We start from the raw sequence: 15,161 nt of genomic DNA, 5'->3' as shown, positions 1-15,161 counted from the left end.
GAGGGAGGCGGGACGCCGGGCTCAGTGGCTCAGCGGGCGTGGCTCCCCGGGCCGGTCAGGGCTCCGGGGCGGCGGCGCGTCCTGGCGGCGTGCGCACAGCCCCGGGCGTGACCGGAGATGTAGATCGCGTTGATACCCACGGACAGCACGCTAGGCGGTCCCGGTGCGGACGGCCAACGGGTTTTCGCCGGGGTCAGCGCTGATAGCGGGCGAGCACCAGGTTGCCGTCCCCCTCCAGCCGTTCACGCAGTGCGCCGAGTCCGATGGCTCCGCTGTAGTACTCCTGCAGGGCGGGGGTCGCCACCTTGTCCTTCCACTCGGGGTAGCCCCGGACCGTCTGCGCGGGCGCCGGGCGCAGCTGGGCGGCGAGGGCGGCGCCGGTGGCCCAGCCGTGCCGCGTGGTGCGCAGGGCGGAGTCCCTGAGCGCCTGCGTGCCGGTGGGCAGCATCCAGTCGCCGAGGGCGAGGCGGACCATGTTCGGTGGTCTGAGGAGGAAGTCGAGGAATGCGGCGGCCTCCTTCTTGTGCGGGCAGTCCTCGGCGATGGAGAGGGTCTGGGGGCTGACGCCCTGGGTGAGTCCGCCGGCGCCCGCCGGAGCGGGCAGCACCTGCCAGTCGAAGCCCTTGGGGGCCTGCTGGACGATCTGCTGGCGGTAGGAGAAGCCGAGCGGGACCATCGCGTACCGGCCTGCGAAGAAGCCGGGCAGCGTGTCGGAGCCGCCGCTGCCCAGGGTCGTGGGCGAGGCGCTGCGGTCGGTGTTCGCCTGGTCGTGGATGGTGCGCGGCACCACCTGATCGGCCGCCCCGAAGCGGACGGTCACCTTGCCGTCCGGCCCCCGGTGGAAGAGCTGTCCGCCCGCCGACAGGGAGAGGTTGAGCGTGGCGGAGACGGGTTCCTTCAGCGGCCAGGCGACGCCGTACTTCCCCGGGCCGCTGAGGCGTTCGGTGATCCGGCGGAACTCGGCCCAGCTCCACGGTTCCTTCGGGGTCGGGATCCGTACGCCGGACCGTCTGAGCCATGTGGCGTTGGCGATCAGCACGCGCGGTTCCTGGAGGAACGGCACACCGTAGACGCCGTTGCCGAAGGTGGCCGTCTCCCAGCTGCGCCGCGGGATGTCCGACTTCAGTCTCGCGGGCAGCAGGCCGGTGAGATCGGCGAGGTAGCCGCCGTAGGCGAAGTCCGCGAGGTCGTCGGAGGCGTCGTGGATGACGTCGGGTGCCTCGCCGCCCTCGAACGCGGTGAGGAGCTGGTCGTGGACGCTGTCCCAGCTGCCCTGGACGTACTCGACGCGGACGTCCGGATGGGCGGCGTTCCACTCCTTCACCAGGCGCTTGTTGGCCTCGACGGACTCCTCCTGCCAGGCCAGGGACTGGAAGCGCAGGGTGATCCGGCCGTCGTCGCGGGTGCCGCCCGAGGAGCAGCCGGCGAGCATCAGCAGGAGGACCAGGGCCAGCAGCCGTGCGCGCATCAGCTCTTCACCGCCCCGGTCAGCATGCCGCCCGTGATCCGCCGCTGGATGATCGCGAAGACGACGAGTGAGGGCAGTGTCGCGAGGAACGCGGCTGCCGCGAGCGGGCCGAGGTCGGCGACGCCCTCGGCGCCGATGAAGTGGGTGAGGACCACGGGAAGCGTCTGTTTCTCCGGTGTCTTGAGGAGCACGAGCGCGAAGAAGAACTCGTTCCACGCGGTGATGAACGCGAACAGCCCGGTCGCCACGATGCCCGGCGCGAGCAGCGGCGCCGTCACCGACACCAGCGTCCGTACCCGGCCCGCCCCGTCGACCGCAGCCGCCTCCTCCAGTTCGGGCGGCACGGCCCGTACGTACCCGGCGAGCATCCACAGCGCGAAGGGCAGCGCCCACACCACGTAGACCAGCACCAGCCCCGGTACGGAGTTGATCAGGCGGAGGTTCTTCAGCACGAGGAACAGCGGGATGATCAGCAGCACGAACGGGAACGCCTGGCTGACCACCACCCAGCCCGTCACCGCCTTCGCCAGCCGGGTGCGGCGCCGGGCGACGACGTAGGCCATCGGCGTCGCGATCAGCACGGCGACGACGGCCGCTCCGAGCGCGGCGATCAGGGAGTTGAACGCGGCGTGCAGCAGCGGCTGTTCGTCGAAGGCCTGCCGGAAGTTGCCGAGGGTGGGGTCCTTCGGGATCCACGTCGGATGCAGGCTGCCCAGCTCGCGCGGCGGCTTGAACGCGGTGGAGACCAGCCAGAGGAACGGGAAAGCGAGGAAGACGAGATACGCGAGCAGCGCGGTGTACTGGCCGACGCGGGCCGCACGGCTGATCCTCACGTGTCGTCACCTCCCCTGAGGCGGCCGGCGAGGAACACGGCCAGGGCGATCGAGATCACGGCGACCATCACGCAGCCCATCGCCGCCGCGTAGCCGAACTGCCCGTAGCGGAAAGCCTCTTCGTAGGCGAAGAGCATGGGCAGCCGGGTCCGGCCACCCGGGCCGCCGCTGGTCAGGACGTAGACCAGGGCGAAGGAGTTGAAGTTCCAGATCAGGTTGAGCGCGGTGATGGCGAGGGCGATGGGCCGAAGGGCGGGCCAGGTGACCGTGCGGAAGCGGCGCCAGGCGCCCGCGCCGTCGACCGCCGCCGCCTCGTGGAGTTCGCGCGGGGTGTTCTGCAGCCCGGCGAGCAGCGCGACCGTCGTCTGGGGCATGCCCGCCCAGACGCCGACGAGGATCACGGCGGGCAGCGCGGTCGCCAGCCCGCTGAGCCAGTCCCGGCCGCCGCCCATGCCGAGGTCGCGCAGGGTCTCGTTGAGGATGCCCGCGTCCGGGCTGTAGACGAGCCGCCACATGATGCCGACGACCACCTCGGGCATGGCCCACGGGATGATCGCCAGAGCACGGGCGAGCCAGCGCAGCCGCAGGTCCTGGTTGAGCAGCAGGGCGAGGCCCAGCGCGAGCAGGAACTGCGGCACGGTCACGCCGACCGCCCACACCAGCCCGATCCGGAACGACTCCCAGAACAGCGTGTCGTGCAGCAGGTCGCGGAAGTTGAGGGCGCCGATCCACTGCGTGGGCTCGGTGCGCCCCGACTGGGCGTCGGTGAAGGCCAGCAGGATCCCGTACAGCAGCGGTCCGGCGCTGAGGACGAGGATCGGGATCAGGGCGGGAAGCACCAGGAACCAGGCGCCGTGGTCGACGGCTCGCCGGGGCCGGTCTTCGCCGGACCGTCTGCGGCCGGCCCGCCTCCCCGGTGGCGAAGGTGGCGGAGCCTCGGTCACCGTTGTCAAGGAATCAGCCCCTTTTGCACGCTCGGCCGGCCTGGTCATGCTCGTGAAGGCCGTCTGCCTCGTCAAGGCACCGCGTACGCCGTCCGACCTGTGCCGATGCGACACTGACCGGTGGATGGCCGGAACCCGACGGTCGAAGCGTGGACGACGGAGGCGGACGATGGACGAGGCGCGGGCGCGGGACGTGGTGGCCGCGGCGGGCGTGCTGCCCGGTGCGGCCCGGGAGGCGCGGTTGCTCGCCCTGGGCGAGAACGCGGTGTTCGCCGCCGGTGACCTGGTCGTCAAGGTCGGCCGCGACCCAGGACTCCTCGACCGGGCGCGCCGCGAACTGGACGTCGCGGTATGGCTCGCCGAGGCGGGCGTGCCGGTGGTGCGGGCGGCCGAGCCGAAGGCGCTGCTGGTCGACGGGCATCCGGTGACGGTGTGGCATCGGCTGCCGGATGCCGTGCGGCCCGCCGAGCCGCGGGATCTGGCCGAACTGCTACGGGTCGTGCATGCCACGCCCCTTCCTCCCTTCGAACTTCCGGCCCGTGATCTGCTGGGCGGTGTGGAGCGGTGGCTGCGGCTCGCGGGGGACGCGATCGATCCCGCGGACGCGGCGTATCTGCGCGAGCGGCGGGACGGGTTCGCCGCTCGGGCCGCCGCGCTCACGCCGCATCTGCCGCCGGGGCCGATCCACGGGGACGCGCTGCCGCGCAATGTGCATGTCGGACCGGACGGGCCCGTGCTGGTGGATCTGGAGACGGTGTCCGCGGATCTGCGGGAGCACGATCTCGTGGTGATGGTGCTGTCCCACGACCGCTACGGCGTTCCGGACGAGGCGTACGCGTCGTTCGCGGAGACCTACGGCTGGGACGTACGCGGGTGGGAGGGCTGCGGTGTGCTGCGCGGGGCCCGGGAGACCGCCAGTTGCGCGTGGGTAGCTCAGCACGCCCCGGGCAACCCGAAGGCGCTGGCCGAGTTCGAGCGGCGGGTGCGGTCCTTGAGGGACGGGGACGAGACGGTGCGGTGGTTTCCGTTCTGACAGCGTGACCGCCTGGCCGCCGGCTCAGACCGGCTCGTCGGCCAACTCCCGCAGCGGCCACGTCCCGTCGACCAGGGCCGTCGCGTCGCCCTTGCCGCGCAGGAAGCTCTGGAAGTCCGCCGCCCACTGCGCGTACCACTCGATCTGGCGGTGGTGCAGGGCCGCCGGACCGAGCGTGGCGATCTTGGGGTGGCGGTCGGCTATCGCGCCGGCCAGGCGGGCCGCCGCCAGGGCGTCGGCCATGGCGTCGTGGGCGGCGTCGAGGACGACGCCGTACTCGGCGCAGACCGCTTCGAGGTTGCGTTTGCCGCGGCGGTAGCGGTCGACCCAGCGGTCGATGGTGTACGGGTCGATGACGGGGGCCGGGTCCGCACCGCCCAGGCGCTCGCGCAGGGACGGCAGGCCGTGGCGCCGCAACTCCGCGGAGAGCAGGGTGAGGTCGAAGGTCGCGTTGTAGGCGACGACCGGCACACCCGTCTTCCAGTAGGAAGTGAGCACATCGGCCAGCGCGTCCGCCACCTGGTCGGCCGGCCGGCCCTCGGCCGCCGCCCGCTCGTTGCTGATGCCGTGCACCGCGACCGCGTCCTCGGGGATCGGCACGCCCGGGTCCGCCAGCCACTCCCGGCGCCCTATCGGCTCCCCGCCCCTGACCTCGATCACGGCCCCCGTGACGATGCGCGCCTCGCGCGGATCCGTGCCCGTCGTCTCCAGATCGAAGCCGACCAGCAGCTCCCGGTGCCAGCCCATGGGCCATCCCCCTTCTTGTGGTGCGTTCCCCCAGTGGTCCCCACCTTCCCATGCACCACTGACAATCAGAGGATCGCGTTCCGCTTACCCGCGACGGCGGGCCGGGGGACCACCTTGCACCCGGCACAGCTCATGACACCGGCCGCGAATCCGCCCACATCACCTCGAACTCCTCGCGGTAGGTGGGGAAGAGGCCCGCTTCGTCCAGCTCACCCGACTTGACCACCTTGCCGCTGTTGCGCAGCACGAACACCGGCGCCTCCATGCCCCGGGTGCGGCGCAGATAGTTCTGCACGACCGCGATGCCGTCCGCGCCGTCGCCGTCCACCAGATACGCCGTGAAGCGGGGCGTCTCGTCGAAGACCTGGATCTCGAAGGCGCCCGGGTCGCGCAGCCGGGCGCGCACCCGGCGCATGTGCAGGATGTTCATCTCGACGGCCCGGCTGAGTTCGCCCCGCTTGATGCCCAGTTCGCGCTCACGCCGCTTGACCGCGCTGGAGGCCGGGTTGAGGAACAGCAGCCTGACCCGGCAGCCGGACTCGGCCAGCCGCACCAGGCGCCGGCCGGAGAAGTTCTGCACGAGCAGGTTGAGGCCGATGCCGATGGCGTCGAGACGTCGGGCGCCGCCGAAGATGTCCTCGGCCGGGAACTGCCGCATCAGCCTGACCCGGTCCGGGTGGACGGCGACCACGTCGGCGTACCGGTCGCCGACCAGGTCCTCGACCGCGTCGATGGGCAGCCGGCGCGCCGACGGCACGTCCCCGCCCGCGCCGAGCATCTCCAGCAGCCGGGCCGAGGCCCGCTCGGCCTGGCTCAGCACGGCCTCGGACAGGGCCCGGTTGCGGGAGACCACGTTCCGGGTGACCTCCAGCTCGTCCAGGGCGAGCTCGACGTCCCGGCGGTCGTCGAAGTACGGCTCGAAGCAGGGCCAGTGCTGCACCATCAGTTCGCGCAGCTGCGGCAGGGTGAGGAAGGAGAGCACATTGTCGTCGGCCGGGTCGAGCAGGTAGCCCTTGCGGCGGCTGACCTCGCGGACGGCCACCGCGCGCTGCACCCACTCCTGGCCGGCCGGTCCGGCGGCGGCCACCACCCAGTCCTCGCCGTGCACGGGTTCGTAGACGGGCCGCAGCACGGCGGCGACCACCGCGCGCAGCCGCTGTTCGACGAGGTTCAGCCAGATGTAGGCCCGGCCGGCCCGCTGGGCGCGGGTGCGCACCTCGCGCCAGGCTTCGGCGTCCCAGTCCAGCTCCGGGCCGATCGAGCCCGTCGCGTCCATCGGCCGCGCCAGGGACACGGCACCGGTCGGGACGTCAGTGGAGTTCCCCTCGTGACCCTCGTCACCAGGGGGCAGCTCCAGCCCTCCCGAGCCCACCCGCGCACCGCCTTCCGCTCCCCCGAGCACTCCCCTTGTCAACGATCAAGGAAGGGTACTCCGGGAGCGGTCGGCGGTGCAGCCGGATGGGCAGGGTGGTTCTCAACCGCGGGGCTGCCAGTGCCCGTTCTGCCAGCCGAGCTCGGCCGGAGTGAGCGGATTCATGGCGGTGACGTCGCGCGGGGCGATGGAGAACCCCTGCCAGTGGACGGGCATGGGCTGCTGGTCCTCGTCCCGGGCTATGTGGTGGAAGCCGATGTTCATCCAGACCACCGGGTGGGTCAGGGCCTGTCCGTTCACCCACTTGTCGACGGACTTGCCCGCTCCTGCTGCGCAGTTGCCGGGGTTGTGGCTGGCGAACAGCTCGCACTTGTTGTACTGCGTGACGTACACGTCGTGCTTGGTGTAGCTGCGGCCCGGGTACTTGGTCGTGGGTCCGGGGACGATCTCGTAGGAGCGCGCGTGTCCGTCCTTGTTCTTTCCGGTCGCGCTGACCATGCGCCACCAGCGGTAGTTCTTGCTGTCCCCGGCGAGTTCCTTGCCCACCTTGGTGCGGGTGGTCTTGGTGGTGGGGGCGCGCTGGCCCCTGACCGGGGCGGTGACGGTGGAGTCGTACTGCTCGACCCTGTTCTTCGTGGAACCGTCCAGGGCGAAGTCGAGCCGCCAGAACGCGTTGTGGCTGTGGCTGGTGGACTTGGCGCTCGCGCCCTTGCCGATGGGCCAGCCGCGGCCGTCGCCGGCGTCGTAGTCGTCCCAGGACAGGCTGCCGGTGGCGCCGACGTTCATGGTGATGGCGCCGTCGTCCTGGAAGCGCCACTCGGTCATGTACTCGTACCAGCCGACCTGGTTGACCGTGTAGACGAGGAGGTCCTTGCCCTCGGCCTGGAAGACCTTGTTCGCGGTGTCGCCCTGCATGCGGTAGGCGTGGCCGCGGGAGCGGGTGGTGGTGCACAGGCCCTTGACGTTCGGGTCGTCGTTCCAGGAGTCCGGGACCTTGACGGTCTTGATGGTGCCCCCGGGGCACTCGCTCGGCGCCAGGTTCATCAGGCCCTGGGCGAAGTCGAAGCCGGTGAGGTCGTCGTACTCGATGTTGCCGTCGTCGTAGGGGACGTGGATCTGGCCGAGCCGGGCGCTGTTGAGGACCCTGATCGGTTTGGGCTCGCCCTTGGGCTGGTACGAGATCTTCTCCAGCACCAGGCCGGCCTTGCCGTCGTAGCGCCAGCACATCCGCCAGGTGGTTCCGGAGGAGAGCTTCTGCTCGATGCGGTAGGCGGCGCTGCAGTCGGCGGCGGGCGGCGCGGCGGGGGCGGCTTTGGGCTGGGCGGTGGCCGGTCCCGCGCCGGCCGTGGCGCCCGTGGCCAGCGCGGCCACGGTCAGGCCCGCGGCCACCCGGGTGCGGGCCTTGATGCTGCTGTTCACGCGCATGACGAGATGACTCCCTGACGAGGAGGACCGGGGTGGAGGGGTGAGCGAAGAGGGCGGGTCAGCGGCCGAGCCGGGCGACCTTGCGGGCGCTCAGGTCGATCACGAGCGACCTGGCGTCGACCCACGGACCGTTCTTGATCTTCGGGAAGAGCCGGACGCAGCGGTGCTCCCCGCACCGGTCGAGCACGGCGGGCTGGGCGCCCGGCGCGGCCCGGTAGACGGCTCCGCTGAGCTGGAGCTGGTCCGGGGAGGTGAGCGCCTTGCCGGTGGCGTCCTGGTAGTCGGCCTTCAGGCCCGAGCCCAGCGGGTCGGCGACCAGGAGGCCGGCCGCCTCGGCCTTCTCGGCGCGGCTCAGGGGCGGCTGGACGCCGTGCTGGGTGCCGGTCGCCACCACCTTGCCGGTGCCGAGATCGACGGTCCGGGTGACGAGGGTGTCGTCCCGGTAGTCGTAGAACGTCACGTCGGCACGCCGGGGCGCGTCCGGCTTGCCCGCCTCGTCGGCCTCGGGTTCGGCGAGGTCGATGCCGAGGCGCTGCGGACCGCGCTCCCCGTCGACGCTCTCGCTGCTTTGGAACAGCTGCCGGCTGAGGGCGATCTTCTCGACCCGCTTCAGCTCGTCGTCGGTCAGCGGATCGCGGCCCTGGCCCTTCTGCCCCTCGGCGGGCGCCGCCTCGACGACCCCCGGCGCCACGGCCCTCCGGCCGCCCGCCGCCGCATCGCCGGCCACCTGCGGGACGGACCGCCCCGCCCGGGTCCCGGTGTCGTCCGCCCCCGCCGTGCCCGGCAGGGTCACCGCCACCATGACGGCGGTCCCGGCCACCGCGATGGTCGTACCGGCCACCATCTTGCCCAGGTGGCGGTGCACTATGTTGCGCACGTCTTCCCCCTACTCCCCCAACAGCCCCGGGAGTATGTGTTGGCCCCAAGAGTTCGGCATACCGCGTATGCACTGGTCACTCGGTTAGAGGGAGATAAGTCATAGGAGGTTCCCTCACTTTCGGGGAGACTCGGGACCAAGGCGTCCCCACCGGCGCCGCACACCTGAAAGAGTCGTATCCATGCAGGTCTGGCCTGGCGAGGCGTATCCACTCGGTGCCACGTACGACGGCGCCGGTACCAACTTCGCGGTCTTCACGGAGGCCGCGGACCGAGTAGAGCTGTGTCTGCTGCACGACGACGGCTCGGAGACGGCGATCGAGCTCCGGGAGAGCGACGCGTTCGTGCGGCACGCGTATGTGCCGGGCATCATGCCGGGACAGCGGTACGGGTTCCGGGTGCACGGTCCGTACGCCCCGGAGCGCGGGCTGCGCTGCAACTCCGCGAAGCTGCTGCTCGACCCGTACGCGCGTGCGATCAGCGGTTCGATCAGCTGGGGCGAGGAGGTCTACGGCTACCACTTCGACGATCCCGACCGGCGCAACGATCTGGACTCGGCGCCGCACACGATGACGTCGGTCGTGGTCAACCCCTACTTCGACTGGGGCGACGACCGGCGCCCGCGCACGGAATACCACCACACGGTGATCTACGAGGCCCATGTCAAGGGCCTCACCATGCGGCACCCGGGCCTGCCCGAGGAGCTGCGCGGCACGTACGCGGCCCTCGCGCACCCGGCGATCATCGAACACCTCACCGAGCTCGGGGTGACCGCCCTGGAGCTGATGCCCGTACACCAGTTCGTGAACGATCACCGCCTGGTCGACATGGGCCTGAACAACTACTGGGGCTACAACACCATCGGCTTCTTCGCCCCGCACAACGCCTACGCGTCCTGGGGCGACCGGGGCCAGCAGGTGCTGGAGTTCAAGTCGGCGGTCAAGGCGCTGCACGAGGCCGGGATCGAGGTGATCCTCGACGTGGTCTACAACCACACCGCCGAGGGCAACCACATGGGCCCGACCTTGTCCTTCAAGGGCCTGGACAACTCGCGCTACTACCGGCTGACGGAGGACCCCCGCTACTACATGGACACGACAGGGACGGGAAACTCCCTGCTCATGCGGTCCCCGCACGTGCTCCAGCTGATCATGGACTCGCTACGGTACTGGGTCACGGACATGCACGTGGACGGGTTCCGCTTCGACCTGGCGGCGACACTGGCCCGGCAGTTCCACGAGGTGGACCGGCTGTCGTCGTTCTTCGACCTGGTGCAGCAGGACCCCGTCGTCTCCCAGGTGAAGCTGATCGCCGAGCCGTGGGACGTGGGCGAGGGCGGCTACCAGGTGGGCAACTTCCCGCCGCTGTGGACCGAGTGGAACGGCAAGTACCGGGACACCGTGCGGGACCTGTGGCGGGGCGAGCAGCGCACGCTCGCGGAGTTCGCCTCGCGGCTGACCGGCTCGTCCGACCTGTACCAGGACGACGGGCGCCGCCCGCTGGCCTCGATCAACTTCGTGACCTGCCACGACGGCTTCCCCCTGCACGACCTGGTGGCCTACAACGACAAGCACAACGAGGCCAACGGCGAGGACAACCGGGACGGCGAGAGCCACAACCGGTCCTGGAACTGCGGGGCCGAGGGCGAGACCGACGACCCTGACGTACTGCGGCTGCGGGCCCGGCAGATGCGGAACTTCATCGCGACGCTGATGCTGTCCCAGGGCGTGCCCATGATCAGCCACGGCGACGAGTTCGCCCGCACCCAGGGCGGCAACAACAACGCCTACTGCCAGGACAACGAGCTCGCCTGGGTCGAGTGGCCCGAGGAGGGAGAGGACGCCGAGGGGAGCCTCAGCAGGGAGCTGCTGGCCTTCACGCGCGCGATGGTGTGGCTGCGCCGCAACCACCCGGTCTTCCGCCGCCGGCGCTTCTTCCACGGCCGGCCCGTGGAGGGCACGCACGACGACCTGTCCGACATCGCCTGGTTCACCCCGGACGGCCGGGAGATGACCCAGCGGGACTGGGACTCGGCGCAGGCGGGCGCGCTGACGGTGTTCCTCAACGGCAACGCGATCTCCGAGCCGGACGCCCGCGGGGAACGCATCACCGACGACTCGTTCCTGCTGATGTTCAACGCCTCGCCGAAGACGCTGGAGTTCGTGGTTCCGGTCAATCACGGGCGGCAGTGGGAGGTCGTGGTCGACACGGCGCTCCCGGAGGGTGCGCCCTCGGCCACCGGCCCGAAGGTGCAGGCCGGGGACCGGCTGACCCTGACGGACCGGAGCATGACGGTGCTCCAGCGGCCCGTCTGACCGCCCAGCGCGGGCGCGTCGCCCGGAAGCCACTCGTCCGGGCGACGCGCGGCGCACCTGGCGCGGGCGATGACACGAACGGCGGCGGGGCGGGTACGTACGTTCCATGACACCTGAGCGACTTGACCCGGTGGTGCCCACGGCCACGTACCGGCTGCAGCTGCAGCCCGAGTTCCCGTTCGGAGCAGCCGCGGCCGTCGTGCCGTACCTGGCCTCGCTCGGCGTCTCGCACCTGCACCTGTCCCCCGTCCTGGAGGCGGTGCCGGGCTCGACCCACGGCTACGACGTCGTCGACCACGCGCGCGTGCGCGAAGAGCTGGGCGGCGAGGAGGGGCTGCGGGCACTGGCGCGCACCGCGCGCGAGCACGGCCTCGGCCTGGTGGTGGACATCGTCCCGAACCACATGGCCATGGCCCCGCGCCACAACCGAGCGCTGTGGGAGGTGCTGCGCGAGGGCCCGAAATCGCCGTACGCGCGGTGGTTCGACATCGACTGGGAGGCGCAGGACGGGCAGGTGCTGCTGCCGGTCCTCGGCGGACCGCTGGGCGAGGTGCTGGGCGAGCTGCGCGTCGACGGTGACGTGCTGCGCTACTACGACCACGCCCTCCCGCTGCGCGAGGGCACCGAGGACCTGCCGCTGCCGCACCTGCTGGACGCGCAGTGGTACCGCCCGGTGTGGTGGCGGCTGGCCCGGACCGAGCTCAACTACCGGCGGTTCTTCAGCATCTCGGAACTCATCGGGGTCCGGGTGGAGGACCCGGAGGTGTTCGAGGCCACCCACGACAAGATCCTCGAGCTGCTGCACGAGGGCGTGATCGACGGGCTGCGCATCGACCACCCCGACGGGCTCGCCGACCCCGACGGCTACCTCCGGCGGCTGCACGAGGCGACCGGGGGCCGCTGGACGGTCGTGGAGAAGATCCTGGCCGACGGCGAGCACCTCCCCGCGTCCTGGCCCGTCGCCGGGACCACCGGCTACGACGCCCTGCGGCACGTGGACGGGGCCTTCACGGACCCGGCCGGGTTCGGGGACCTGCTGGGCCGGTACCGGCGCTTCGCGGCCCCGCAGACGGACCGGGGCGGGCAGTGGGAGGCGACGGTGCGGCGGGCGGCGTACAAGGTCCTCACGCACGAGCTGGCCACCGAGACCGAACGGCTGACGAGGGTGGCGGCCCGGCTGTGCGCGACCTCGCCGGAGCCGGCGTTGCGCGACCGCGCGCCCTGGGCGCTGCGCACCGCCCTCCAGGAGCTTCTCGTACGGATGGAGGTCTACCGGCCCTACGAGTCCGCCGACGCCGCGTCCGTGGTCACCGCGGAGGCCGCGGCCGAGGCCCGGCACGCCTTCGCCGTGCCCGAGGAGGCCGGGGCGGTGGACGTCGTGCGGGACCTGGTGCTGGGCCGGTACGGGGACGGGCCCGCGCAGGTGGAGTTCCGGACGCGGTTCGCGCAGACCTCGTCGGCTTTGCGGGCGAAGTCCGTGGAGGACACGGCGTTCTACCGGTACGTGCCACTGCTGTCGGCGACCGAGGTGGGCGGCAATCCGGGCGCTCCCGCGCTGTCGCCGGAGGAGTTCCACGCGTACTGCGCGCGCGTGCAGCGCGACTGGCCGGTCTCCGGGACGGTGGCCACCACGCACGACACCAAGCGCAGTGCCGACGTCCGGGCGGCGCTGCACGTACTCACCGAGTGCCCGGACCGCTGGGCGGACGTCCTCGCGGAGGTGACCCGCACCGGGGAGGGCGTGCCGGACGCGCAGCTGGCGTGGGCGGCCTGGCAGACGGTGTTCGGGCTCGGCCCGGCGTCCGGGGCACGGGAGCGGGTGCAGGGGGCGCTGCTGAAGCACGTGCGGGAGGCGGGCCTGTACACGAGCTGGACCGAGCAGGAGCCACCGTACGAGGAGGCGGTGGAACGGTTCGTGGCGGCCGGGCCGTGCGGGGCGCCGGGCGAGCGGGTCGCCGCGTTCCGGGAGTCGCTGGCGCCGCACATCCGGGCCAACGTGCTGGGCACGGCCCTGGTGCATCTCACGATGCCGGGCGTCCCGGACGTGTACCAGGGCACGGAGGCCGAGTACCGGGCGCTCGTCGACCCGGACAACCGGCGGGCGGTGGACTTCCCGCCCGCGGAGTCCGGCGGCACGTCCGGGGAGAAGGCGGCGGTGACGCGGGCGGCGCTGGGGCTGCGGGCCCGGCGGCCCGGCGCCTTCGGCGACACGGCGACGTACATGGCGCTGCCGGCCGAGGGACCGGCGGCGGCGCACTGCCTGGCGTTCGTCCGCTCCGGCGAGGTGCTGACGGCCGTGACACGCCTGTCCCTGCGGCTCGCGGAGGCGGGCGGCTGGCGGGACACGCGGCTGCCGCTGCCGCCGGGCCGCTGGGCGGACGTGCTGGAGCCGGGGCGGGAGTTCACAGGGCACGCACGCGTGGCGGAACTGTTCGCGGGGCTGCCGGTGGCGTTGCTGGAGAGGGTGGGTGACTGACTTCAGGCGACCGCGGGGCCGTCCTCGGGGCAGTCCACCACGAGGACGATGTCCTCCCGGCCCACCGGTTCGACGATGCCCGGCGGGTCGGCCGGTGCCGGGCCGGCGGCGGCATCGGCGGTGCCGGGCCCGATCTGCTGGTGGGGCCGCACGGTTCGGGGATGGTCGCCGATGGCCTGCCGATCGTCGGCTGGGAGGCCGAGCCGTCGGACGTGGCCCGGCACATCCACCCGCACCGACCCTGGCCGAGGCGGTCGGTGAGGCGTTCCTGACCCTGGCGGGGCGGGGGCTGCACCAGCAGTGACGGCGCGCCGGCCGGCAGTGCTTCCGGGCGCCCCCTGGAGCCTCCCCCGCCGCGCCCTTGACACCGCACCATGGCCGTGGGGTACTGCGATGGCGAACTCGGGCGGATGTGACGGGGGTGAGTGTCCTGCCGGAGCTGCGCTACCCGACGGTGACCGAACAGGTCGCTGCTGCCCGGGCGTTGACCGCTCAGCGCCCCGGCGTGTGCACCCTGCGGCAGGTGGGTGCCTCGCGCGCGGGCAGACCCCTGCACCTGCTGTCCGTGGGCCGCGCTCGCCGCGCCGTACTGGTGGTCGCCGGCGCCCACGCCAACGAGCCGACCGGCTCCTGCACCCTGCTCGCGGTCGCCCGGCGGGTCCTGGAACAGCGGGAGTTGCGCGACGGCATCTCCTGGCACTTCCTGCTGTGCGCGGACCCCGACGGGGCGAGCCTGCACGTGACGCCGGCGCCGCGCAGCCTCTTCGACTACCACCTCGGCTTCTTCCGGCCCGCGGGCCCGGAGCAGCCCGAGTGGGCGCCGTCCGTGCTGCCGCCGGACCGGCTGCCGCCCGAGACCCGGGCCCTGACCGGCGTCATCGACGAGCTGCGGCCCTACCTCCAGGTGACCCTGCACGGCACGGATCTGGGGGGCAGCTGGGTGCAGTTGACCAAGGACGTGCCGGGGCTCGCCGAACCGTTCGTGAAGTCCGCGGCCGAGCTGCACATCCCGGTGGAGACCGGCGCGTCGGACGCCGCGGGCTGGCCCGCGTCCGGGCCGGGCGTGCATGTGATGCCCGCGCCGGGGATCGGGCCGGCGTATCCGAGCCTGCCGGACGACGCGCGGCACAGCACCTGGTACCACGCCCATCGCTACGGCGGGCTGACCGCGGTGGTCGAGGTGCCGATGTGGGCGAGCGACCTGGTCGACGACCCGGCTCCGCATCCTGCTCCGGCGGCGGCGATCGGGCGGCTGGCGCGGCGGCTGCAGCGGGACGCGCTGGAGGTGACGCGGGTGCTCGACGGCGCGCTGCCCCGGCTGGCGGACCTGGACGGGCCGTTGCTGCGGGCCGCCCGGTGGGGGCTGGAGCTGGTGCCGGGCCTGGCCTCCGACCTGGTCCACACCCCGCCCGCCGACCGCACCCGGGCGTACGTCGGCAGCGTGGACGCGTTCGCGCGCCGTGTGCCGCTGCGGGCGGCGGCCATGCTGCTGCGGGTGCTGCGCGGGACCGACGACGAGGCGGCGAAGCAGCTCTTGGAGCTCGTCTCGACCTGGAGCGACGCCTTCGCGGAACGCTTCCGCGCCCGCTGGGTGCCCTTGGAGAACCAGGTCGAGCACCAGTCCCGCACGGTGGTCGCGGCGGCGCTGCACGCGCGCGAGGAGACGCAGTAG

General features: G+C 72.3%; 12 protein-coding genes and 1 pseudogene. 5 read left to right on the top strand and 8 right to left on the bottom strand.

Annotated features, from left to right (window positions below; all coding sequences use genetic code 11):
- Positions 1–193: 193 nt before the first annotated feature.
- The 3 genes from CEB94_RS31555 to CEB94_RS31545 are packed head-to-tail and all read right to left on the bottom strand — an operon-like array spanning position 194 to position 3,254.
- Positions 194–1,468 carry an ABC transporter substrate-binding protein gene (locus tag CEB94_RS31555; protein ID WP_175435408.1) on the bottom strand — a complete coding sequence of 425 codons (1,275 nt, stop codon included), beginning with the start codon at positions 1,466–1,468 and terminating at the stop codon, positions 194–196.
- Positions 1,468–2,301, bottom strand: coding sequence for a carbohydrate ABC transporter permease (locus CEB94_RS31550; RefSeq protein ID WP_175435407.1), 834 nt, complete (start codon positions 2,299–2,301; stop codon positions 1,468–1,470). The genes CEB94_RS31555 and CEB94_RS31550 overlap by 1 nt, the downstream gene beginning before the upstream one ends.
- Entirely contained in the window at positions 2,298–3,254 is a 957-nt protein-coding gene (locus CEB94_RS31545) for a carbohydrate ABC transporter permease (protein ID WP_246111968.1), read from the bottom strand. Before CEB94_RS31545 ends, CEB94_RS31550 begins: the two co-directional genes overlap by 4 nt.
- A gap of 160 nt (positions 3,255–3,414) precedes the next feature.
- Between CEB94_RS31545 and CEB94_RS31540 the strand changes: the two genes are divergently transcribed.
- On the top strand, positions 3,415–4,278 hold the full coding sequence (locus CEB94_RS31540; protein WP_175435406.1) for a phosphotransferase enzyme family protein: 864 nt from the start codon (positions 3,415–3,417) through the stop codon (positions 4,276–4,278).
- A 24-nt stretch (positions 4,279–4,302) separates the two neighbouring features.
- Here the strand turns inward: CEB94_RS31540 and CEB94_RS31535 are convergent, their stop codons facing one another.
- The 4 genes from CEB94_RS31535 to CEB94_RS31520 form a co-directional block, all read right to left on the bottom strand.
- Positions 4,303–5,025, bottom strand: a complete 723-nt coding sequence (locus CEB94_RS31535) for a 3'-5' exonuclease (protein WP_175435405.1) — start codon at positions 5,023–5,025, stop codon at positions 4,303–4,305.
- Between the two features lie 130 nt (positions 5,026–5,155).
- Positions 5,156–6,397, bottom strand: a complete 1,242-nt coding sequence (locus tag CEB94_RS31530) for an SAV2148 family HEPN domain-containing protein (RefSeq protein ID WP_246111967.1) — start codon at positions 6,395–6,397, stop codon at positions 5,156–5,158.
- A gap of 102 nt (positions 6,398–6,499) precedes the next feature.
- On the bottom strand, positions 6,500–7,822 hold the full coding sequence (locus tag CEB94_RS31525) for a copper amine oxidase (RefSeq protein WP_175435404.1): 1,323 nt from the start codon (positions 7,820–7,822) through the stop codon (positions 6,500–6,502).
- Between the two features lie 58 nt (positions 7,823–7,880).
- Positions 7,881–8,699 (bottom strand): Tat pathway signal sequence domain protein, encoded by an 819-nt coding sequence (locus tag CEB94_RS31520; RefSeq protein WP_175435403.1) that lies wholly within the window; start codon positions 8,697–8,699, stop codon positions 7,881–7,883.
- Between the two features lie 181 nt (positions 8,700–8,880).
- On the opposite strand from CEB94_RS31520, the gene glgX reads away from it, so the two are divergent.
- Together glgX and treY are read left to right on the top strand one after the other, a co-directional pair.
- Positions 8,881–11,013 (top strand): glycogen debranching protein GlgX, encoded by a 2,133-nt coding sequence (glgX, locus tag CEB94_RS31515; RefSeq protein ID WP_175435402.1) that lies wholly within the window; start codon positions 8,881–8,883, stop codon positions 11,011–11,013.
- A 106-nt stretch (positions 11,014–11,119) separates the two neighbouring features.
- Positions 11,120–13,489, top strand: a complete 2,370-nt coding sequence (gene treY, locus CEB94_RS31510; protein ID WP_175435401.1) for a malto-oligosyltrehalose synthase — start codon at positions 11,120–11,122, stop codon at positions 13,487–13,489.
- A gap of 2 nt (positions 13,490–13,491) precedes the next feature.
- On the opposite strand, the gene CEB94_RS31505 is transcribed toward treY, so the two are convergent.
- A complete protein-coding gene (locus CEB94_RS31505; RefSeq protein ID WP_175435400.1) occupies positions 13,492–13,641 on the bottom strand; it encodes a hypothetical protein in 150 nt (49 codons plus the stop codon).
- Between CEB94_RS31505 and CEB94_RS41185 the strand changes: the two are divergent.
- Positions 13,627–13,793 (top strand): annotated as a pseudogene (locus CEB94_RS41185) (dihydrolipoyl dehydrogenase); the annotation flags it as partial. The gene CEB94_RS31505 and the pseudogene CEB94_RS41185 overlap by 15 nt on opposite strands.
- 117 nt (positions 13,794–13,910) lie before the next feature.
- Positions 13,911–15,161 (top strand): M14 family zinc carboxypeptidase, encoded by a 1,251-nt coding sequence (locus CEB94_RS31500; RefSeq protein ID WP_175435399.1) that lies wholly within the window; start codon positions 13,911–13,913, stop codon positions 15,159–15,161.

The organism is Streptomyces hawaiiensis (genome assembly GCF_004803895.1).
Taxonomy (GTDB): domain Bacteria; phylum Actinomycetota; class Actinomycetes; order Streptomycetales; family Streptomycetaceae; genus Streptomyces; species Streptomyces hawaiiensis.
Note: the sequence above shows the minus strand (reverse complement) of the source record. Positions and strands in the feature narration are given on the sequence as shown.